Here is a 20,021-nt window from a genome sequence, read left to right as displayed (position 1 = left end):
ACGCTCTAGCAACCTGGCTCAAAGAGCAACGCCCACCGCACTACGAATAGGCACAAACACAAGAAGGCTCCCTCACCCCTATAGTGGGGGAGCCTTCATCCGTTTATGGCCTTTTTACTTGCTTTTATCGTTGGCGTAGAAGCCTGAGCCTTTAAAGACCACACCGACCTGGCCAAATTTCTTGCGGAGGGTGTCCTGCCCGCAGGACGGGCAGGTGGTGAGAGCCTGATCGCTAAAAGACTGGTGCTGTTCAAATAGGTGGTCGCAATTCTTGCACTGGTAGACGTAAACCGGCACAGTCGCTCCATTTCGGTGAGGTAAGTGTTATAACCGGGTGCTATTGTACTCTGTTCTTGCTGCCAGTACCCAGTTGCCGTAGTCCCTGCTCCGTCAGCGCGTAGTTGAGGGTTGCGTCCCACTCAGCGTGGGGGAGCCCATCGAGTATCTCGCGGGAGAAGACAAGACCGAGTGTTGAAGCATCCATTGCCTGGGCCGGCAGTAGCTTGAGAAGCCGGTCATAGTAGCCGCCTCCCTGGCCTAGCCGGTTGCCGTGCATATCGTAGGCTAGGGCCGGCACTAGCCGGATATCAGCCTCAAGAAAAGCCTCTGCCCCCAGCCTCTGACCTAGCGGCTCGGATATCCCTAAGGCATTGGTCACTAAGGGTGCCACCGGGCTCCAAAGAACCCAGGCCAGCTGACCTTGAGGGAGAACAACCGGGACGAAAACACGGTGCCCGGCGCGGTGAGCGTAGGCTAGGCCATCGAGGATAGGTGGCTCAGTGGGTAGGGGCAGAAAAGCTGCTATGGTCGAGCCTTCAGGCAAAGATTCCCAGAGACTGCGTAGGTGACCGGTAAAGGCTTGGCTCACAAGGTTTAGCTGGCCAGTTTCCCGTCGCCGGTGCCTCAGATAAGCGCGTGCAAATGTCTTGTACTGGCTGGTAGCTGGAGACATGTTGATAATCTTTCGAGCCTAATGACGCAATTAAATTAATGGTGCACAATTTATCTAGCATATAAGCAGGTTATGCAGTGTTTTTAGGTATTCTGATGATTATGACAGAAAATAAATCACTTCCCGTGACCAAGGCGGTTATCCCCGCTGCAGGTCTCGGCACTCGCTTCCTTCCTGCAACAAAGGCAACCCCCAAGGAAATGTTGCCTGTTGTTGACCGCCCCGCAATTCAGTACGTGGTCGAAGAGTCGATTCGTGCTGGCCTGAACGATGTTTTGATGATTACCGGCCGCAATAAGCGCGCCCTTGAAGATCATTTTGACCGTGTTCCTGTTCTGGAACAGCAGCTTGAAGAGCAGGGTAAAGATGCCTTGCTTCAGAGTGTCCTAGATTCCAACGACCTGGGTGAGATTCACTATGTCCGCCAGGGCGACCCCAAGGGGCTTGGCCACGCAGTTCTGCGCGGTAAGGTGCATGTGGGCAATGAACCATTCGCTGTCCTTCTGGGCGACGATCTCATCGATGAGAAAGAAGACCTGCTCTCAGAGATGGTTGCCGTTCAGCAGAAGACCGGTGGCTCCGTCGTCGCTCTGATGGAGGTACCCGAGGAACAGATTTCTGCTTACGGTTGCGCCGCTGTTGAAGTTGTTGAAGGTGAAGATGGCTTCGTCAAGGTAACCGGCCTGGTCGAGAAGCCCGCAGCTGAAGAGGCGCCCTCCAACCTTGCTGTGATTGGTCGTTACGTCCTTTCCCCCAAGGTATTTGAGGTGCTGGAAAATACCGCCCCTGGCCGTGGTGACGAAATTCAGCTCACTGACGCTCTACAGACTCTTGCACAGGGCTCAGGCCAGGGCGAAGGTGTCTATGGCCTTGTCTTCAAGGGCCGCCGCTTTGACACCGGTGACAAGCTCTCCTACCTCAAAGCCAATGTCATTCTGGCCTCCGAACGTGATGATCTTGGCCCCGAGCTACGGAGCTGGATTAAAGAATTCGCTGCAGAGCTCTAAAGACAATTTAGAGCGCTAATTTTGATGCACGATCTGCGCCATGCAGGGTATCTACTTGGATGTCAAGTAGATACCCTGTTTTCTTACCTGAACCCGCCCCCGCAAAGCGGGGTCAGCGGGTGCGCTCTGCGGTAGAATAGGTGAGTTACGTTTATACTTTTCTGCTATTGAGATGGGGGCTGTCTATGGAGCTGCTAAGCACCTCAGGCATTGTCTTGCTTGTTTGTGTACTTGCGGGGCTCTATCTGGTCAGCCGCCGCACAAAACCGCAGGGAACTGCGACGATTGGCGCCGAGAAATACGCTGCTGACGTCATGGAAGAGGCCCCTGAGCCCGCTAGCCCAGAGCGTTCACTCGAATCTGTGCAGACCCTTACCGCTAGATCAGAAGGATCCCCTTGGACCGGTTTCGTACCGCGTTGGGGCCGTCTGGCAATCTTCTCGCTAGCCTGCCTGGCCCTTTTCCTTGCACTGGTCACAGGTCTTATGAGCCTGTGGGCAAGCGCATCTTTCGCCTTCCCCCTGGTCTGTCTGCTTGTTGCTACCGGTTCTCTTACCTTCTTGCGTGTACTTGCAGTTCGAGACAGGGACCGCCGTCGTGCCCGTACCGCCCTGACCGTTGAGAAAGCTCGCAAGGCCCATCGTCCTTCGGGAAGACAGGGCGCTGAAAGTAGAGTGAACCCGCTTTCCCAGCCCGAAACCTCATCCATTGAACTGCGCCCTGCACCTGAGCGCCCTGCCCGCGCTCGTCAGCAGATGCCGGTTAGTCACGCAGCTAAAGCACTACGCAAAGCACGTACCCAGACCCCTGCGACCGCCCTGAGGCCCTCTCTGGCTCCTGCGGCTCAAAGGGACACCGAGCTTACCCCTCGCCTGAGAATGGACGAGGCTCTGCCCGATACTAGCTGGCAGATTACAGAGGTTCCCCGCCCGACCTATCTTGATGCACCCACAGCGCATAGGGAACTACCTACCGTGAATGAGTCAGAGCCTGAGCAACTGAGCCAGACTAAGACTCTTGCGGAGGCCGCTTCGCTCAATCTTGACGATGTCCTCAGGCGTCGGCGGGCCTAGACAAATCTGTGAGCCGCAGAGCTCATCGAAAGAACTGAATCAAGCGCCTGCCCTGAACCTAGGGCAGGCGTTTTTGCATGGGGCGGTTTAGCCGCTACCGCTGATCACCACAGTGAAGGATTCTTATGGTTGCTCACCACCTAGAAGTTGAACGTAAATACGAGCTTGCAGACCTAGGCGGGCAGGCTCCGGTTATCGCCTGGCAGTTTGAGAGCTGGATAGCTGATACCCCTGTTGTAGAAGAGCTCGATGCAACTTACTTTGATACGCCGCAAGGTCAGCTCGCTGCCCACAGCCTTGCCCTCCGCCGGAGGCTAGGCGGGTATGACGAGGGCTGGCACATCAAATTTGATGTTTCCGGTGACCGCCATGAGGTAGCTTTCAGCCTGGCTGAGAACCCCGAAGATATGCCCGAAGATATTCGACGTTTTGTGCGGGTGCTGACCGCTGGCAGTGCACTTGAACCGCGAGTTGGTTTAGCTACCCACAGGAGCAGGACTGTTATCCGTAGTTCAGATGGCCAGGCATTGGCGGAAATCTGTGATGACCGTGTCCAGGCCCTTGACTACGCCACCGGAGTTGAGCGTGCCTGGCAGGAGTGGGAAATAGAACTTTTAGAGCCGGCGCAATCGGATGCCAACCTTGCTCACAAGGTATTCTCCACGGTCGAGGAGTTACTTCTAGCGGCAGGGGCAGGCCCTTCATCCTCTCCGGCCAAAATTGCGCGAGCGCTCGGAAAGGACGCTGAATTTGAGCGCCGCCGAGAGGCTCACCTCAAACAGTCGGAAGGCTTGCCCGAACAAGGGGTTAAGCTATCCCCGGTTGCCTCTGCGGATGCCGTTTGGCAGGATCCGGCTACCTCGGCCGACATGCTGGCAGAGATTGTGAACCGGTACAGCATTGAACTGGGGCAGGCTGATTTGCTGGTCCGGGCAGGACTACCTGATTCCAGTCACCAGGGGAGGGTCATTGCCCGTCAGCTACGGAGCGTGCTTGCTTTCATGGCGGTTCCCTATGCCAAAGATGAGCAGGCTAAGGCGCAGCTTCAGACGATTTTAGGTGGTCTTAAAACCTATGCATCTGAGCTTGAACAGCATCGGAACGGCGAGCTTATCCTGCCTATGGCTCAGTTAGGCCTTGCACGGACGCAGCTGCTAGGTGATAAGGACCTGGCTGAACTTGCTCATCTGGAGCAGGAACAGACACAGGAAGGCCTGGTGTCTGCTATGACCTACCTTAATTCGTCCCAGAGGTTGAACCTCCAGCAGTCTCTGCGTGATCTGCAAAAAGATTTGGATAGGTTTGTAGATTTACCTGCACAGTGTGAAAAGTACAGTGCTAAGGTCGCTCGGCGCTTACAAAAGAAGATGGTTAAGCAGGGACTTAAAGCGGTGAAAGCCTGGCCTGACTCTGCAGGGGACTTCGCGGTCACCACCGCTTACGATGATGGTGTTCATGACCTGCGTAAGCTGGCTAAAGCTACCCGCTACTGCCTGACTGCCTGCGCCGATGCAGGCATCTCTTTGAGCGAAGGCCAGGAGACCTTGCTCAAGAGCGCTCGCTTACTTCAAGCTGAGCTGGGCAAGCTCACCGATGAGTTGACTTTTCTTGACTGGCTTAAGGGCTTGAATGAGTCCTCCACTGCGGGGCTAAGCCCCTTTACTGTGGGTTGCCTTGCTGGGCGTAGTGAGCATGTAGCCCAGAAGCTGCGGGAAAGTATCCATTCATCTGTTCCCCCAGTCCTGCAGAAGATTAGGTCTATTGACCTTTAGAAGAGGCCCTCTGAGGCGGAGAACCTGGCGCGGTCAAAGAGAAAGGCGGAGGTGCTGGTTGCACCTCCGCCTTGCATCACACACAGGAAGAAAAGTTATCTTGTTGACCTCCTAGCAGGCCTTCCCACAAGGCCCTGAGCTATTTGGTAATAAAAATATAACCTAATTCTGTGGCCTATGGCTAGGGGGTCCCTGTAATTTTTTTAGATTTACCTATTCTTGAAGATAGGATAGCCTAAATTTTAAACTATTAGGCCATGTCAGGTACCTATTTGCCAAGAAATTGTGACCTTACTCTCACCTTCTGGAAAGCTGTTGCCAGGCCATGCCGTTAGACTGGGGGAATGAGGGAATGGCTAGAAGGCTTGCACTGGAGTGCCGCAATAGGATTCATGTGGCTGGTAGGCATAGTGCGAACAAGCATCGTCTTTTCCCTGGGCTGGCTGGCCTCGACCGGTAGCAGTCGCTTCCACAAAATTCGCTACCTGATGGACCACCCCCTCTACCGCAGAGCCCAGTTTTTTGTGAACCGCTGGGGTGTCTTGGCAGTTCCCGCCTGTTTTGTGACGGTTGGCTTTCAGACCGCAGTTATCCTCACGACTGGCTTTACCCGCATGCCACTTACCCGATGGGTACCAGCCATGCTCGTCGGCACTTTCTTCTGGGGAACAATTTACGCAACGGTCGGTATGTCGGTGATTTGGCTCTGGCTAGAAAACCCGGCTGTTGCCCTCTCACTGGTGCTTATATTCCTGATCCTTGTGCTGCTCATCCGGTGGCACGGTGCACGGCGTTCAAAGCCCCAACTGCCGAAAGGTAAATAGCGTGATACTCAGCCAAGCTATCCTCGCCCATACAGATTTGTTAGTAGATGGACACACGGATCGCTATGAGCAGGTTGGTAAAGTGCCAGGCCTGTGCGTGGGCTTTGTGCCCGGTGTGATGCCGGGTAAGTGGTTCAACCGTTGGCGCGATCGCTATTGGGCGCTGGCCCCGCTAACCGATGTGGCACTTGGGGAGAGCAAAGGGCTTGCCGCCCTCGATGCCTTTGCCGATATGGTGCTTGTGCGAGCCGAGGATGAACCTGCAGCGCGCGATAAGAACCTCTACCACGCTATTGAGCTCTACCGCGAAGTGCCCGTTGTCGTTCTGCCCAAAGACCATCTGTTCACCCTCCTAGAGGCGGTCCCGGTGGCTGATCTGGCTGAGGAGTTCCTACTTCAAGATCCTAGGGAGATACCGGGCTGGGAACACACCGAGCAGACTCGTATCGTGCAGGAATCCCGCCCGCTACCTTCCATGAGGCACCGGGCCGATGCCGTAGAGCTGGTCGCCGCTGGTCTGGGCTTGCTGGTGGTGCCTATGTCTCTTGCCCGCTTCTACCACCGCAAGGACGTCACCTACCGCCCTGTTGAAGGACTAGAAGAGTACCAGGTCTTGCTGGTCTGGAAGCGCCAGGTACGCCAAGAAGAGCGGGAAGCTGTGATTCAGGATTTTGTGGGTATTACCAGGGGCAGAACAGCCGCCTCTCAGAGGGGCAGTGACACCCGCGAAACCGCCTTAGAGAAGCAAGGCCGTGAAAAAGAGGAAGCCAAGCGTAAACGTCAGGCCGCCAATAAACGGCGTGAAACCGAGGACCGTAAGAGACGCAATGCGCAAAAGAGCGGTAACATGCGGCAGTTCCAGGCTCAAAAGGGTGCTAAGCCCGCCCCCAAGGGGAGCGGGCGCGGTAGCCGAGGCAAAAAGCGCTAACCCCTCCGGTGTCCTCCGTAGGGTGCACCTATGCTAGACGCTGACTTTACTTCTTGTCGAAGGCGGAAGCGTCGGTAAATTTTTGGGGTGTGGTGCTAGCGCTAGCGACAGAACCATTACCGTGCACTTGGCTGTGAATTACCGACTGCTGAGCAAGCGGGATACGAATTCCTTGCTTATCCATAGCTTTTTTGAGTTCGGCGCGGAGTTTACGGCCCACAGCAAACTGCTCGGACGGGGCAGTAGTCACCGTCAAACGTAGAATCACGGATTCGCCGGTCACCGACTGGACACCTAGATACTGGGGTTGGCCTGACACATTGCCCTTAATTCCGGGTAGTTCAATAGCCTCCTGGGTGGATTTGACCAGGAAATCAGCCATTTCGTCGATATCTGCCTCGTAGGGGATAGGCAGGTCAATAACGATTCGTGCCCAGCCCTGGGATGAGTTGCCCACTCTTAGGATTTCACCGTTGCGCACATGCCACAGGGTGCCCTGGACGTCTCGTACCTGGGTCGTACGTAGGCCTACAGCTTCAACTTCCCCTTCTGTATCGCCTAGATTAACCCAGTCACCGATACCTAGCTGATCTTCAGCCACAATAAAGATGCCCGAAAGGAAGTCCTTGACTAGGGACTGCGCGCCGAAGGACAGCGCCACACCCACAACACCGGCAGATGCGATTACCGGTGCAATATTGAAACCGAGCTCAGCGATAACCATGACGATGGTGACGGTCCAGATCATGATGGCTGAAACTGACCGGAGAACGGAGCCTACGGTGTGAGCGCGCTGGGCCTGCCGGGCGGAGGCCAGGGACGTATCTGAGGACCAGCGTTTAGCGAGCAAGCCTTTCTTATCTTCGCTGGCTACGATTCGGCTTCGAGTCCCGCGTGCAATGGAATCAGCGACATGCCTGATAACCACCCGTACGAGTATGTGCAAAATACCCCCGATGGTAAGAATCAGAAGGATGCGAAGCGGTGCACCCATCCAGAAATCTATGCTGGTCATCCGCGCCATGATACTTTCTGCTGCAGCGGTTCCCTGCTCAAGTGAAGAATTCTCTGCTAGTACATTCCCTGAAAAACTCATACCCAAGAGCCTAATACCTTTTCTTCTGTAAAGCTGAAGACAAACCAGGTAGATGAGCGGTAGCTGAATATGGTGGTGGGGCTGGCAAATGACACCGGCGCAGGTCGCTAAACTGGTGGAAGAGAATCGATAGTAAAGGAAACCCTTGCATGCCTCTGCCGAAAATGGAAACCCGCCCGGCCGCCTATGCAGTAGTTATTGAAGACGAGCAGATTCTGCTAGCACGGTGGGTTCCTCACATTCCGGGCTTCAAACCCGGCCTGACCCTACCTGGGGGAGGCATGGAACCGGGCGAACAGCCAGCAGATACTGCCCGGCGTGAGGTGCTGGAAGAAACAGGTTACACCGTGGAACTTGATGGTCTGCTGGGCGTGCATGCCGGCTACTTTGGCCCTAACCAGGGAAGTGACCTACCTTTTTGTGCACTTCGTACTATCTACCGGGCTCATAGGACAGGCGGGGAACTGCGCTCAGAAACTGGAGGCTCAACTGACCTTGCCCTGTGGGTTCCTTTAGCCGAATTGGAAAACCATGTCTATTACTCCCTGGTTGATGAAGCCGCCCGTATGATGGGCTACCCTGACGCCCTTGCTCTGAGCCGGGTCTACCAGAAGAAAGGCGCTAAGTGACTATGCCGATTAAAGCTTTGCGCTGGCAAGTGATGGGGCTGGGGGCGGTGGCAGCCTTAGCTTTTAACTCATGTGGAGCCTCTGGGGCAGGAACAACCCACAGTTCCCCGGCAGTAGTTTCAAGCGCTACCATCCGCATCGGAACCGGACTTACACCTGAAACCAGGCACGCAGCCTACATCTATCAGGTGGCTTTGCAAGAGGCTGGTTACAGCGCGGAGGTTGTGGAAACCGGGAGGGATCGTTCTGCTATTTTCGAGCAGATGCACATCGATATGAACAGTTCAGCAACTGCCCAACCTACCTCAACATCCCCCGACGGGGACGCTGTTCATATCACCCCTGACCTCTCAGGTGACCTCTTGCTCTACCTGACCGACAACGGTTCGACAAGCCCCAGCATCATCAATGATCAGCGCACCCAGGCTCAGTCAAGAGTGCAGGCCACTGAGCAGTCTAGCCAACCGGCAACAAGCTCCGCTTGGCTAGCCTCAGCCACAGCTAGCCCCAGCCCCACAAACCTTAACGTTCGGGGTCTGAGCAGCAACGATATCGTCAGCTACGTTGACCTTGCGCTCCCCGACACCCTTGAATTGCTCAACCCCTCAGCCGCCACAAACCGTTACGGCTACGTGGTAACCGCCGCTACCGCCCAAAAATACGGTTTAGGTAGCATGAGTGACCTTGGCGAAAAATGCGCCCAGCTTAGCCTAGTAGCCCCCGACACCTACACCGCAAACCCAAGCGGCGAAAACTCACTGCGAGAATATTATGGCTGTATGCCCGACCAAGTCCGTACCACCGATGAACGGACCGAACAAGCCAAGCAGCTCATTAGGGGGCAGACGGACCTGGCCTACATGTTTTCGGCTAGTGCCGATATATCGGCCAATAATCTGACACTGCTCGATGATCCGGAAAGGACACAGCTGGCCCAGAATATCGTGCCGCTGGTGCGTGCGGGGGAAATACCACAAGAAGCCCGGGACATCATCGACGGTGTATCTGCTCAGCTCAACACCGACTCACTTATTCGTCTCAACAGCTTAACCAGCGGTGATAATGCCGTCTCAGAAACTGATGCCGCACATTTCTGGTTGAGCACCCTCAGGGGGTAATCTAAGTCTCATGGCATTCAAGCAAACAAAAAAACTTCAAAACGTCCTCTACGACATTCGTGGGCCTATCTTAGAAGAGGCCCACCGTATGGAGGCCCGCGGTCACCGTATTCTTAAGCTAAATATCGGCAACCCCGCGCCCTTCGGTTTTGAAGCGCCTGAAACCATCATGATGGATATCATCGAGCACCTGCCCTACACCCAGGGCTACTCGGATTCCCGTGGCCTCTACTCGGCCCGTACCGCCATTGTGCAGTACTACCAGAACGAGGGCATCATGAACATCACCACCGACGACGTTTACCTGGGTAATGGTGTCTCTGAGCTTATCCCCATGACACTGCAGGCCTTGCTAGATGATGGGGAAGAGATTCTGGTCCCCAGTCCCGACTATCCTCTGTGGACTGCCGCTACCCAGCTGGCTGGCGGCAAGCCGGTGCACTACCTCTGTAAGGAGGAAGACAACTGGTTCCCGGATATAGAAGATATCAAGTCCAAAATTACTTCTAAGACACGCGGCATTGTGGTAATCAACCCCAATAATCCGACCGGCGCCGTCTACTCACCTCAGGTTCTGCGGCAGATTGTAGATATTGCTCGGGAACATGAGTTGGTCATTTTCGCTGATGAAATCTACGAGAAGATTCTTTACGACGGTGCCACCATGACGCACGTAGCTTCTATCGCCGATGATGACGTGCTGACCCTGACTTTCTCCGGTCTTTCCAAGGCCTACCGGGTCTGCGGTTACCGTGCCGGCTGGGTCGCTATTTCCGGCCCCAAGCTCGCGGCCGCCCCCTTCATTGAGGGCATTAACCTGCTGGCTAACATGCGTCTGTGCGCTAACGTACCTGCCCAGCACGCCGTACAAACAGCGCTGGGCGGCTACCAGTCCATCAAGGATTTGATTCTGCCCGGTGGCCGTCTTAAAGAGCAACGTGACCTGTCGTACCAGATGCTCAGTCAGATGGAGGGCGTGAGCGTCAAGCAGGCTGAAGGTGCGCTCTACCTCTTCCCCAAGCTCGATATTGATAAGTTCAACATCACCAGCGATGAGCAGTTCATGCTTGATTTGCTCAGGGAGCAGAAGATTCTGCTCAGCCACGGAACGGCCTTTAACTGGGGGCAACCCGACCACTTCCGACTGGTCTTCCTCCCGGATGTTCACACCCTGGCTGATGCGCTGGAACGCCTGGGCAACTTCCTGAGCGACTACAAACAGAATTAGTTGTAAAGGCCGACATATAGGCATATAGAGGCGCGCAGGCGCAGAGAAAGTGATGCCATTTTCTCTGCGCCTGCGTTCTTGCAGATTTGCGAGGCCCGGCCTAGCTAGTGGCCTGCTTGGCGGCATCTAAGCGCGCCTGGGCACCGTCAAGCCAGGCCTCACAACGAGCTGCCAAGGCCTCGCCGCGCTCCCAGAGGGCAATGGATTCTTCGAGGGTGGAAGCCCCGGACTCCATGCGGGTTACGACCTGCATGAGCTCCTCGCGGGCTTGTTCGTAGGAAAGCTCATCCACAGGGCGGGCATTAAGCTCGGTTGCAAATTCGATATTGTCGCTCACGATAATTCCTTCTATTAGTGTTTTGGTCTAAGTCGTTCTACAGGGCGGGGGAGAGATGGGGCTAGAGAACACTATCTGAAACTGAGGTCACGGTGGCCTTCAGGCTACCCTGTGCCACACGCACTTTAAGAGCCTGCCCCTCTTCAAGGGTGCTACTGTCGCGGACTAAGGCTCCCGACGCTGTTTGTACCAGAGAATAGCCCCGTTCAAGCGTCTGCTGGGGGGAGAGCGCCGTGACCCGTGCCCTGAGCTGGCTCACCTGCTCACGGTCGCGTACCAGCCGATGGGTGGCCGCTGTTAATGCTCGGGCTCGGAGACGCTCAATATCCTCAGCCCGCGCCAGCATGGTTGAAGCTGGGGCGGCAAGGGCCGGGCGGGAACGGACCTGGGTTAGCCCCATGCGCTCACGCTGAATCAGCAGCTCAAGAGAGCGCATCAGCTGGTAGCGGGCTGCCCGGAAGAACTCACGCTCATCGGCGACGTCGGGCACGATACGCTTACCAGCGTCGGTGGGTGTTGAAGCACGCACATCGGCCACATGATCAAGGAGAGGTGAATCGGCCTCATGCCCGATAGCAGAGACCACAGGGGTACGGGCCGCCGCAACGGCGCGAACCATGGCTTCTTCTGAGAAGGGCAGTAGATCCTCGAAGGAGCCACCACCGCGTGCAATTACAATCAGGTCAATGGAGGGATCCGCATCAAGCTCAGCCAGGGCCGCTGTTACCTGGGCTACCGCATGAACACCTTGAACAGCTACCTCCCGCACCGCAAAGTTAACAGCAGGCCAGCGGAGGCTGGCATTACGAATCACATCTTTGAGGGCATCTGAATCGCGCCCGGTAATCAAGCCGATGGTGTGGGGCAGGAGCGGGAGCGGTTTTTTGCGGCCGGCATCGAACAGGCCCTGGGCCTGGAGCTTGGCACGGAGCTGCTCAATACGTTCGAGCATGGAGCCCACACCCACCGGCTTAATGTTGGAACCTTGCATGGAGAGCCGACCGGTTTTAACCCAGAAATCTGGCTTAAGTTGCAGGACGATGCGTGAACCTCGTTCTACCTGCCCCTGAATTTTTGCCATCTCTGAACCCCAGACCGTCACCGACACTGAGACTTCCTGGTCAATATCGCGCAGGGTCAGGTAAGAGACTCGGCCCCGGTGGTTGAGCTCAATTACCTGGCCTTCGACCCAGGTTGGCACACACCGGGCTATATACTCGTGCATCTTATGGGAGAGCAGATGAAGTGGCCAAGGGTTATCGGGTGTGGTCTGGCCGGCCCGTTGGGCATGTTGCCGGGACTCCCGCCCTTCCTCTTGTTGCTGCTGGAGTTCAGCGAGCGTAGGTTCGCCAAAAGTATTCATATACCACTACTACCACCGGGGGCTGACACTTTTAGCCTCTTAACGAGGGTCGGTCGTACTTTTTATAGCATCAAAGGGGCTTCTACAGGTTAAAACACCCCAAAAGCTAGATAAACAAGCTACTATTCAAGGACTATGGGCACACAAAGTAGGCATGATTTTAATGAGCACGGTGACGGCAACTGGACTAACCCTCAGGTCCAGGCCGAGAACCAACGTGTCATCTACCAAGAAACTCAGGGGCAATCTGCTTCCGCTGTTAGAGCCGTAACCTACGGCACAGCAGCTGCTTACCAGCACACGCTTCCCCAGGGGCAGGGGCAGGGGCGTGTGCCCCAGGCACAGACGGTTCCTGCTTCTTCCTACCCGGTTCCTGTAAATCCTGCGCCCCTACCTGCCTACCCCTACCCGGCCAAACCTCCTTATCGGATCTTTCGCCGCTTCTTCTGTAGTCTGCTAGCCCTATTCACCCTCTTGTGTGGGCTAGCCGGTGTTACGGCCTACTGGGCCCAGAGCGCCATCGTCGATACCGATAACTTCACGGCTATGGCCCAGGGACTGGCGACAGACCAGGACTTCCAGAACAGCCTGGCCTCAGCGGTCACCGATGACATCATGGCTTCACCTACCATCAGCACCTACCTGGGGGACGGGAACAGTGAGACCTGGTACGGGGGCGCCCAGAACTGGTTATACGACCAGACATATACCCTGGTTAACCAGGCCACAGGCACCGTCGTTGCCTCGGAAGACTACCCGGAGTTGTGGGCGAAAGCTATGAGTGACTCCCACCGCTATAACTTTTCGGGGGAGACCAGGCCCGCCATGCTCGACTTTTCAGCTATCTACGATAAAGCTAGTGATTCCCTGCGGGCCACAACTGGTATCTCACTTGATACCAGCGCCCTTCCCGGGCGAACCCTTATGCTCGATACCGGCGAGAGTATCTGGCCGGTTAACACAAGTATTAACACCCTGATAGGGTTCGCGGGCCTCTGGCCGATTCTTCTAGCCGGTTGCGCTGGCTCCGCCCTGCTGGGCTTTCTGCTGTGGCCCGGTTCTAAATGTGCTCACCTGGCTTGCGTGGCTTTCATGGGGGCAGGACTTCTCTGGGCAACCGCCCTGATCGGTGGCGGAGCCTCATGGCTCTCGGGCCTTGGGCAGGGCGCAAGTAGCTCCGGTGTGCTCTTTTTCCAGAAACTCTCACAGTTAATTGCTGAATCCTTTGCCAGCTACCTGAACGGACTGGCCTTTGAGGTGCTGATTGCGGCGGTCGTCCTGACCCTGCTGGCAATTCTCATAGCGGTGCTCCGCGTAACTGCGAGACCCGCCACTGCACGCTTTCGCTAGAACAACGTAGGATAGAGACTATGTCCACTGCCGAAAAGACCATTGAACTGGGCCTGCCCACCGTGCCACGTGTGCGCCGGACCCGCCAAGAAATTGAGGCCGCCGCACCAACCGGCCCCAAAAAAGTACTTCTGGCCGCCCCGCGCGGCTACTGCGCTGGCGTTGACCGCGCGGTTATCGCCGTTGAACGTGCTCTAGAGCACTACGGTGCTCCGGTGTACGTGCGCAAACAGATTGTGCACAATCGACACGTCGTTGAGACTCTAGAAGCTCAGGGCGCAATCTTTGTGGACGAGGTAGAGGAAGTTCCCGAGGGCGCCGTCACCGTATTCTCAGCCCACGGTGTTTCTCCTGCCGTTGTCGATTCTGCCGCTGAGCGCCAGCTTAACACTATTGATGCGACCTGCCCACTGGTATCCAAGGTGCACCGGGAAGCGGTCCGCTTTGCTAAGCAGGACTATGACATTCTGCTGATTGGCCACACCGGCCACGAAGAGGTCGAGGGCACAGCAGGCGAAGCTCCCGAACACATCCAGATTGTTAACTCGCCCGACGAAGTTGACCGGGTAACTGTGCGCGACCCCGAAAAGGTCGTGTGGATTTCTCAGACAACCCTGTCGGTGGACGAAACCCTTGAGACCGTTGCCCGCCTGCGCGAGCGTTTCCCCACCCTCCAGGACCCGCCCTCAGACGATATCTGCTACGCAACCTCAAACCGTCAGGGTGCTATCAAGGAAATTGCTCCCAAGAGCGACCTCGTGATTGTTGTGGGTTCTTCTAACTCATCAAACTCGGTGCGCCTCAAGGAGGTCGCTGAGGAATACGGTGCTCAGCGTGCCGAGCGCGTTGATTTTGCTCACCAGGTCGATGAAGCCTGGTTTGAGGGCGTAACCACAGTGGGGCTGACCTCCGGTGCATCGGTTCCCGAGGTGCTGGTGCAAGAGGTCCTGCACCTGCTCGCTGACTACGGCTACACCGATGTTGAGGAACACGAAACCGCTAAGGAAGACATCCTCTTTTCCCTCCCCAAAGAACTGCGTGCTGCGCTGAAGAACGACACCGGTGCTCCCGCTATGCGGCTGGGCGGACGAGGTTCAAAGCCCACCCGCTAAGCCTTATTCATCAAAAAGAGGTTCATCGGTCCACGAGTCGTAAGGCTCAGGGCCGATGTTCTCTTTTCTCTGGGTACTCTCCGCATGGTACTGGGGGAGGGAGGTCATGAACTCCGGTGCCGTCAGCGGTTTAAGGCTAGCTTCCGAAGGGGTGGGGCTCAGGTGACCGGTAGCGTCCTGCACCCCGGAGAGAGCCGTCATCTTGCGGGCGGTCACAAACACACGGGTCTCTAAGGAACCCACCAGCGCGTTATACGAATCAACAGTGCGCGCCAAGGACTTACCCATACCCGCAAGATGGGACCCCGCGGTACCGAGTCGCTCATAGAGCTGCTGTGAAAGATTAAAGAGCTCCCGGGCGTTATCGGTCAGAGCATCCTGCCGCCAGGAGAAGGAAATAGCCTTAAGCGCGGCCAACAGCGATACAGGCGATACCAGTGCTACGTTCTTGGCCGCGGCGTAGTCCAAGAGCTTAGCGTCTGCGGTCAGTGCCGCCGAAAGGGCTGACTCTACCGGGATAAAGCAGAGCACCAATTCCGGTGAAGCCCCAAAACCGGCCCAATATTGCTTAGAGGCCAGGGCATCAAGGTGAGCGCGAACAGCCTTAGCGTGACGGCCCAATAGCTCGGCCTGCACCGGCCCCTCAGCCTCCTGGGCATCAAGGTAGGAACTCAAGGGTGCCTTAGCATCGAGTACCACCGTTTTACCGCCGGGTAGATGAACCACCATATCCGGTCGAATCTGTCGCTCCTGACCCCTGCTATCGGTAGCTACTGTGGTGCTCTGCTCGCTAAAGGTCACATGCCGGAGCATGCCGGCGGCCTCTACCACACGGCGTAGCTGGGCCTCACCCCAGCTACCCCGGGCACTGGTAGAGCGCAAAGCGGAAGAAAGCAGGCCCGTGACCTCGCGGAGCTGGTGGCTGGTCTTATTCGTCTCATTCAGAGCCTGAGCCAGGCCCCCGTACTGCTGGGCGCGCTGGGTCTCCATGGTACGCACTGACTTTTCCATGGTTGCCAGCTGGGTCTTGACCGGGGCTAGCGCCAGTAGGACGTCTTCATCGGCCTCCGCCCGGGCCTGAAGCTCCCTGACCCGCTCACTTAGCAGAGTCTCAGCCCGCTGGGCGGCAGCAAGATCCGCAGTGAGCCGAGCATTTTTTTCGCGGAGCGCATCGGTAGAACCGTTGCCCGCCCGCCCCCAGAAGAAACCGGCCAGGGTGCCCAAAACCAGGGCAAGAATGATCGCAAGAAGAACCGTTGGTGTAGCCATAATCTCTACTCTAACCCGGCCCAGCAGATGACCGCGCTGGGGTGGGCTGGGTCTCTGGCCTTTTAGAGCTTTGATAGGCACAATAGGTGACTATGCCCTACCTCTTTTTGACCATAGCAATTATCGCTGAACTGCTAGCAACCAGCCTGCTTAAATACACCGAAGGCTTCACCCGCTGGGGTTTTACTCTGGGGTGCCTCACCAGCTACGGCCTAGCTTTTTATATGCTCTCTATCGCCGTGCGTGATATCCCCGTGGGGGTGGCCTACGCCCTGTGGTCGGGCCTGGGAACAGCGGCCATCGTAGGAATCGGCGCAATCTTCTTAGGGGAACCCGTCACAGTCACCAAAGTAGTGGGAATCGCCCTCATCATTGCCGGAGTTTTGGTGCTTAACCTGACCGGGGCCTCTCACTAAAGCAAGTCCTCTAAAGCCAGCCACGTTCGCGGGCTAGACGGGCGGCATCAAACCTGTTGGAGGCTTCTAACTTGGTGATGGCGCTCGATAGATGATTACGCACCGTCCCCTGGGAGAGATGCAAGTTCTGGGCAATAGCTGATACAGAGGCCCCGCTCTGAGCAGCTACAAGGACCTGACGTTCGCGGTCGGTCAAAGGCGAACTCCCTACCGAGAAACTTTCGGCAGCCAGAGCCGGGTCAACCACTCGCAGGCCGGCATGGACCTTGCGGATAGTCTCCGCCAGCTGGGCTGCCGGCGTGTCTTTGACCACGAAGCCACAGGCCCCCGCCTCCAGTGCTCGGCTCAGGTAACCCGGCCTGCCAAAGGTTGTCACGATTAAAGAGCGGCAAGCTACTTTACGCTCTTTGAGCTGGGCAGCTACCTCAATACCGTTCATTGCTGGCATCTCAATGTCTAGGAGGACGACATCGGGTGAGCTCTGTTCAACAAGGGGGAAGACCTCGTCTCCCCGCCCGCAGGTGCCAACTAGTTCCAGGTCAGGCTGCAAGGACAGCAGCGCCCCCAAGGCTTCACGGACTAGTTGCTGATCATCAGCAATCAGAATCTTAATCATGCACTCCCTCCTGGGCCGGTCAGGGGTGAGGTATCCCCGTTCATCGTAGCCAGTAGACGGGTGGAGCTACCGTGGGCTATAAGCAGATCTCCGCCTGCTTCCTGGACTCTAGCCTGTAAGCCCAGCAGCCCGTTACCGGGTTTAAAGGGGCCCTTGGTGCCGTCGTCAATGATTTCGATTCGTTCGGCATCTAGGTTTACCCAGCAGTTACGGGCCGATGAGTGGCGTAGGACATTGGTGATGGCTTCGCGCAGCACCCAGCTAAAAAGAGTGGCATTATTCCCGGCTATCGCTACCCTAGCCGGTTCTGGCAGATGAGCCCTAATCTGGGCGGTTTCCAGAGCCCTACGAGCGGCTTCAAGCTGCCCAGCGAGATCGGGGCTCTTCATTCGGGTCACGGTAGCCCGTACTTCCGCTAGAGCGGTGCGCGATAGAACCGCTACCTCTTGCATCTGATCACGGGCTTTCTCCGGCTGGGCCGTGGCAAGTGCCGCGGCAAGTTCAGCTTTAAGGTTGATAACGGTCAGTGAATGCCCCAAAATATCGTGGACGTCCCGGGCTATGTGCTCAGCCTGTTGAGCCCGAGCCAGTTCTTCCTCCCGTTCCCTGCGCAGATCCGCCCAGTAACTTAGCGTTGCCATGACCAGCACAAAAATGGAACCGGTAATGAATCCATAGCCACCCCGGAACAAGATATCCCGGTAAAAGAAAACTAAGCAGGCCGACATCACCAGGGCTATCACAGCCCCGACGATGATCCCAACCCTTTGCGGCGCATGAAAAGCCCAGAGGGCCACGCAGAAAGAGGAAAGGTAGAAGCCCCATCCTCCTAGCATCGAAGATAGCCCAATAGCGGGAAAAAGGAGCAACAGGTTCCAGTAGAGGGTCTTGAAAACGGGGCGAGGCTCGGTCAACAAATCGTAGGCCCCAAAAGAGAGCAGGTAGATCAGGGAGAACAGGAGGAAGCAGATAAGTCCGACTACCTTCTGAGTGAACGTAAAAGAGCTGTTGTTCAGGAGGTAGCTCAGCGGGTAGAGCAGGAAGACCAGCCAAATCCCTGAGAAACCCGCTGCTACTCTGTCAAAGTTCTTGAGTGCGGAGAAGTTCACGGTTCTATTGTCTCACTCTAGCGGGAATGTACGCGCTTGCGGAGTAACCAGTTTCCCACCATGAAGACTGCTCCCCAGAAAGCCAGGTTCAGTAGGGCGTAGCTGACTGGCTCGGTGACAAACCAGGTGTTGGGGTCGGTGGTGACGGTATCACCCCGTGTGAAGAAGTAACGGGAGAGCTGGGTAACCCCGTAGAGCGGGGTGAAACGTGCAACCGCCAAGAGGTCCGTGGAGAGCGGGCTGAAGGTGGTGCCAAAGAAGGAGAAGAAGACCAACAGACCGGAAGCTACAGAGACGGCACGGGCGTTTTTGAAGAGTCTGGCAATGAGGCTCCCGTAGGCAACGAAGATAGCGGAGACGGCTAGGGTGACTAAGGCACAGGCTACCTGCTGGCCTAGAGGTATGCTGGCTTGAGTCAGCAGGGCGGTTAGATTGACGCAGAGCACCGGCAGAGCTGTTGTCACCAGTGCGTTGACAGTCTTAGTGGCAAGGAGCTGGCGAGAGGTTATTGGCGTCAGGGCCAGCTGGCGGCCCCAGCCTGACTCAATTTCAATCACCGCATTGCCGGCAGATGATACCGCGCCCACGACGGCACCGTAGACCGCCATACCCAGCATGACGTAGGCGGCAGCATCACCGTCCCTGAAGGCCATATGGCTGTAGTCCTGCATGGCCCCAAAGAGTAAGTAGAAGCCCACCGGCATCAGAAGCAGGTAGAAGAAAGACGAAAAGTTCATGAGGGAGTGCTTAAGGTCGTAGCCCATAAAGCGGAGAAGTTGCATAGCTGAATCCTTAGCGTGTGTGGTTAGTTGGTGCGGGCGAGGATACTAAAAGCCTCAGCCAGTGTTGGCTGGGTCACCTCTAGCTGGGTTAGGGGGTACTCAGCAAGCACGAAAGCCAGGAAGCGCTCGACCTCGACACAGCTCAGGGTGTACGTGCCCTTCTGGGCTGGACTGAGCTGGACACCCCATTCTTCTTGTTGCTGGGCTGTCAGCGCCAGCTCGCTACCACCGTCCAGGCGGAAACGTACGGTGCGCACACCTGCCTGTGCCCTTATCTGTTCGGTGGTGGCATCGGCAACCACTGAACCGTGGGACAGCATGATGATACGGTCGGCAAAGTCCTGGGCTTCTTCCAGGTAGTGTGTGGCAAAAAGAATGGTTTTGCCCAGGGTGGCCTGGGCGTGCATGGACTCCCAGAAGGCCGCGCGGGCTTTGACGTCCATGCCGGTAGTGGGTTCATCAAGCATAAGGATCGCTGGGTCACCCAAAAGGGCGATAGCGAACCTGACTTTTTGTTGCTGGCCGCCTGAGCACTTGGCGATCTTGCGGTTGGCGATATCGGCTATACCTGCGGCTTCGAGAGCTGCCCAGACCTTGGGTGCAGTGGGGTAGGTTGCGGCGACCATGGCTACCTGGTCTTTGACGGTGAGGTCTTTGAGCAGGCCACCGCTCTGGAGGACGGCAGCTACCCGGGATGCTCTGACTGCCTGCGCCGGTGCGGTTCCACAGATTTTAACGGACCCCGCCGTGGGGGAGGCCAGCCCTAGGAGCATATCGAGCAGGGTCGATTTACCGGCCCCGTTTTCACCAAGGAGGGCAACAACTTCACCGGGAGCCAGGGTGAAGCTAACGTCTTTGACTGCCTCAACGGTACCGGTGTGGCTGGTAAAGGTCTGGGTGAGGTGAGAGGCTGCAACTGCGGTTTTCATACTTCTAGCTTGCCGCTGGCCCGCCCTAGCGCCCGATGCTAAACGTCACGACTTACCCCTGATATTTGTCATAGGGAGGTAAAGAATGGGTAAACCGTAGCTAAGGTAGGC

At 56.6% G+C, this 20,021-nt stretch carries 21 protein-coding genes; 11 read left to right on the top strand and 10 right to left on the bottom strand.

Going from position 1 to position 20,021, the window contains the following annotated elements; genetic code table 11:
- Positions 1-114: 114 nt before the first annotated feature.
- Together ACN08V_RS06260 and ACN08V_RS06255 are read right to left on the bottom strand one after the other, a co-directional pair.
- A complete protein-coding gene (locus ACN08V_RS06260; RefSeq protein WP_419099361.1) occupies positions 115-297 on the bottom strand; it encodes an FmdB family zinc ribbon protein in 183 nt (60 codons plus the stop codon).
- A 40-nt stretch (positions 298-337) separates the two neighbouring features.
- Positions 338-952, bottom strand: coding sequence for a 5-formyltetrahydrofolate cyclo-ligase (locus ACN08V_RS06255; RefSeq protein WP_419099362.1), 615 nt, complete (start codon positions 950-952; stop codon positions 338-340).
- A gap of 98 nt (positions 953-1,050) precedes the next feature.
- Between ACN08V_RS06255 and galU the strand changes: the two genes are divergently transcribed.
- From galU to ACN08V_RS06230, 5 genes are all read left to right on the top strand, one after another.
- Positions 1,051-1,959 (top strand): UTP--glucose-1-phosphate uridylyltransferase GalU, encoded by a 909-nt coding sequence (galU, locus tag ACN08V_RS06250; RefSeq protein ID WP_419104940.1) that lies wholly within the window; start codon positions 1,051-1,053, stop codon positions 1,957-1,959.
- 185 nt (positions 1,960-2,144) lie between these two features.
- Entirely contained in the window at positions 2,145-3,032 is an 888-nt protein-coding gene (locus tag ACN08V_RS06245; protein WP_419104914.1) for a hypothetical protein, read from the top strand.
- Between the two features lie 125 nt (positions 3,033-3,157).
- Positions 3,158-4,804: a CHAD domain-containing protein gene (locus tag ACN08V_RS06240; protein ID WP_419104913.1), complete on the top strand. Its 1,647-nt coding sequence runs from the start codon at positions 3,158-3,160 to the stop codon at positions 4,802-4,804.
- 392 nt (positions 4,805-5,196) lie between these two features.
- A complete protein-coding gene (locus tag ACN08V_RS06235) occupies positions 5,197-5,628 on the top strand; it encodes a hypothetical protein (protein WP_419104912.1) in 432 nt (143 codons plus the stop codon).
- Between the two features lies 1 nt (position 5,629).
- Positions 5,630-6,556 (top strand): LysR substrate-binding domain-containing protein, encoded by a 927-nt coding sequence (locus ACN08V_RS06230; RefSeq protein WP_419104911.1) that lies wholly within the window; start codon positions 5,630-5,632, stop codon positions 6,554-6,556.
- A 46-nt stretch (positions 6,557-6,602) separates the two neighbouring features.
- Here the strand turns inward: ACN08V_RS06230 and ACN08V_RS06225 are convergent, their stop codons facing one another.
- Positions 6,603-7,652 (bottom strand): mechanosensitive ion channel family protein, encoded by a 1,050-nt coding sequence (locus ACN08V_RS06225; protein ID WP_419104910.1) that lies wholly within the window; start codon positions 7,650-7,652, stop codon positions 6,603-6,605.
- Between the two features lie 149 nt (positions 7,653-7,801).
- On the opposite strand from ACN08V_RS06225, the gene ACN08V_RS06220 reads away from it, so the two are divergent.
- The 3 genes from ACN08V_RS06220 to ACN08V_RS06210 are packed head-to-tail and all read left to right on the top strand — an operon-like array spanning position 7,802 to position 10,627.
- Positions 7,802-8,281: an NUDIX hydrolase gene (locus tag ACN08V_RS06220; RefSeq protein WP_419104909.1), complete on the top strand. Its 480-nt coding sequence runs from the start codon at positions 7,802-7,804 to the stop codon at positions 8,279-8,281.
- 2 nt (positions 8,282-8,283) lie between these two features.
- Entirely contained in the window at positions 8,284-9,399 is a 1,116-nt protein-coding gene (locus tag ACN08V_RS06215; protein ID WP_419104908.1) for a glycine betaine ABC transporter substrate-binding protein, read from the top strand.
- 10 nt (positions 9,400-9,409) lie between these two features.
- Positions 9,410-10,627, top strand: coding sequence for a pyridoxal phosphate-dependent aminotransferase (locus ACN08V_RS06210; RefSeq protein ID WP_419104907.1), 1,218 nt, complete (start codon positions 9,410-9,412; stop codon positions 10,625-10,627).
- Between the two features lie 100 nt (positions 10,628-10,727).
- Here ACN08V_RS06210 and ACN08V_RS06205 read toward each other — a convergent pair whose 3' ends face one another.
- Together ACN08V_RS06205 and xseA are read right to left on the bottom strand one after the other, a co-directional pair.
- On the bottom strand, positions 10,728-10,964 hold the full coding sequence (locus ACN08V_RS06205) for an exodeoxyribonuclease VII small subunit (protein ID WP_419099371.1): 237 nt from the start codon (positions 10,962-10,964) through the stop codon (positions 10,728-10,730).
- A gap of 61 nt (positions 10,965-11,025) precedes the next feature.
- The gene (gene xseA / locus ACN08V_RS06200; protein WP_419104906.1) at positions 11,026-12,327 is read right to left on the bottom strand and encodes an exodeoxyribonuclease VII large subunit; all 1,302 of its coding nucleotides are present in this window, start codon (positions 12,325-12,327) and stop codon (positions 11,026-11,028) included.
- 135 nt (positions 12,328-12,462) lie between these two features.
- On the opposite strand from xseA, the gene ACN08V_RS06195 reads away from it, so the two are divergent.
- Together ACN08V_RS06195 and ACN08V_RS06190 are read left to right on the top strand one after the other, a co-directional pair.
- Entirely contained in the window at positions 12,463-13,677 is a 1,215-nt protein-coding gene (locus tag ACN08V_RS06195; RefSeq protein ID WP_419104905.1) for a hypothetical protein, read from the top strand.
- A 20-nt stretch (positions 13,678-13,697) separates the two neighbouring features.
- Positions 13,698-14,789 carry a 4-hydroxy-3-methylbut-2-enyl diphosphate reductase gene (locus tag ACN08V_RS06190; protein ID WP_419099374.1) on the top strand — a complete coding sequence of 364 codons (1,092 nt, stop codon included), beginning with the start codon at positions 13,698-13,700 and terminating at the stop codon, positions 14,787-14,789.
- A 3-nt stretch (positions 14,790-14,792) separates the two neighbouring features.
- Here ACN08V_RS06190 and ACN08V_RS06185 read toward each other — a convergent pair whose 3' ends face one another.
- Positions 14,793-16,058 carry a DNA recombination protein RmuC gene (locus ACN08V_RS06185; protein WP_419104904.1) on the bottom strand — a complete coding sequence of 422 codons (1,266 nt, stop codon included), beginning with the start codon at positions 16,056-16,058 and terminating at the stop codon, positions 14,793-14,795.
- 92 nt (positions 16,059-16,150) lie between these two features.
- Here ACN08V_RS06185 and ACN08V_RS06180 point away from each other — a divergent pair, with 92 nt between their 5' ends.
- Positions 16,151-16,474 carry a DMT family transporter gene (locus ACN08V_RS06180; RefSeq protein WP_419099376.1) on the top strand — a complete coding sequence of 108 codons (324 nt, stop codon included), beginning with the start codon at positions 16,151-16,153 and terminating at the stop codon, positions 16,472-16,474.
- 10 nt (positions 16,475-16,484) lie between these two features.
- Here ACN08V_RS06180 and ACN08V_RS06175 read toward each other — a convergent pair whose 3' ends face one another.
- From ACN08V_RS06175 to ACN08V_RS06160, 4 genes are read right to left on the bottom strand one after another with little or no spacing between them, the layout of a single operon-like run.
- Entirely contained in the window at positions 16,485-17,090 is a 606-nt protein-coding gene (locus tag ACN08V_RS06175) for a response regulator transcription factor (RefSeq protein WP_419104903.1), read from the bottom strand.
- Positions 17,087-18,199, bottom strand: coding sequence for a sensor histidine kinase (locus ACN08V_RS06170; protein ID WP_419104902.1), 1,113 nt, complete (start codon positions 18,197-18,199; stop codon positions 17,087-17,089). The genes ACN08V_RS06175 and ACN08V_RS06170 overlap by 4 nt, the downstream gene beginning before the upstream one ends.
- Before the next feature lie 17 nt (positions 18,200-18,216).
- Positions 18,217-18,981 (bottom strand): ABC transporter permease, encoded by a 765-nt coding sequence (locus ACN08V_RS06165; protein ID WP_419104901.1) that lies wholly within the window; start codon positions 18,979-18,981, stop codon positions 18,217-18,219.
- Positions 18,982-19,004: 23 nt separating this feature from the next.
- A complete protein-coding gene (locus ACN08V_RS06160; RefSeq protein ID WP_419104900.1) occupies positions 19,005-19,910 on the bottom strand; it encodes an ABC transporter ATP-binding protein in 906 nt (301 codons plus the stop codon).
- Between the last annotated feature and the right edge of the window lie 111 nt (positions 19,911-20,021).

This window comes from Rothia sp. P5766 (genome assembly GCF_048513555.1).
GTDB lineage: Bacteria > Actinomycetota > Actinomycetes > Actinomycetales > Micrococcaceae > Rothia.
Note: the sequence above shows the minus strand (reverse complement) of the source record. Positions and strands in the feature narration are given on the sequence as shown.

Excerpts from the sequence above, each read along its gene's own strand:
- ACN08V_RS06255 (WP_419099362.1), bottom strand. The coding sequence starts at position 952 with ATGTCTCCAGCTACCAGCCAGTACAAGACATTTGCACGCGCTTATCTG.
- ACN08V_RS06245 (WP_419104914.1), top strand. The coding sequence starts at position 2,145 with ATGGAGCTGCTAAGCACCTCAGGCATTGTCTTGCTTGTTTGTGTACTT.
- ACN08V_RS06240 (WP_419104913.1), top strand. The coding sequence starts at position 3,158 with ATGGTTGCTCACCACCTAGAAGTTGAACGTAAATACGAGCTTGCAGAC.
- ACN08V_RS06235 (WP_419104912.1), top strand. The coding sequence starts at position 5,197 with ATGTGGCTGGTAGGCATAGTGCGAACAAGCATCGTCTTTTCCCTGGGC.
- ACN08V_RS06225 (WP_419104910.1), bottom strand. The coding sequence starts at position 7,652 with ATGAGTTTTTCAGGGAATGTACTAGCAGAGAATTCTTCACTTGAGCAG.
- ACN08V_RS06220 (WP_419104909.1), top strand. The coding sequence starts at position 7,802 with ATGCCTCTGCCGAAAATGGAAACCCGCCCGGCCGCCTATGCAGTAGTT.
- ACN08V_RS06215 (WP_419104908.1), top strand. The coding sequence starts at position 8,284 with ATGCCGATTAAAGCTTTGCGCTGGCAAGTGATGGGGCTGGGGGCGGTG.
- ACN08V_RS06210 (WP_419104907.1), top strand. The coding sequence starts at position 9,410 with ATGGCATTCAAGCAAACAAAAAAACTTCAAAACGTCCTCTACGACATT.
- xseA (WP_419104906.1), bottom strand. The coding sequence starts at position 12,327 with ATGAATACTTTTGGCGAACCTACGCTCGCTGAACTCCAGCAGCAACAA.
- ACN08V_RS06195 (WP_419104905.1), top strand. The coding sequence starts at position 12,463 with ATGGGCACACAAAGTAGGCATGATTTTAATGAGCACGGTGACGGCAAC.
- ACN08V_RS06190 (WP_419099374.1), top strand. The coding sequence starts at position 13,698 with ATGTCCACTGCCGAAAAGACCATTGAACTGGGCCTGCCCACCGTGCCA.
- ACN08V_RS06185 (WP_419104904.1), bottom strand. The coding sequence starts at position 16,058 with ATGGCTACACCAACGGTTCTTCTTGCGATCATTCTTGCCCTGGTTTTG.
- ACN08V_RS06180 (WP_419099376.1), top strand. The coding sequence starts at position 16,151 with ATGCCCTACCTCTTTTTGACCATAGCAATTATCGCTGAACTGCTAGCA.
- ACN08V_RS06175 (WP_419104903.1), bottom strand. The coding sequence starts at position 17,090 with ATGATTAAGATTCTGATTGCTGATGATCAGCAACTAGTCCGTGAAGCC.
- ACN08V_RS06165 (WP_419104901.1), bottom strand. The coding sequence starts at position 18,981 with ATGCAACTTCTCCGCTTTATGGGCTACGACCTTAAGCACTCCCTCATG.
- ACN08V_RS06160 (WP_419104900.1), bottom strand. The coding sequence starts at position 19,910 with ATGAAAACCGCAGTTGCAGCCTCTCACCTCACCCAGACCTTTACCAGC.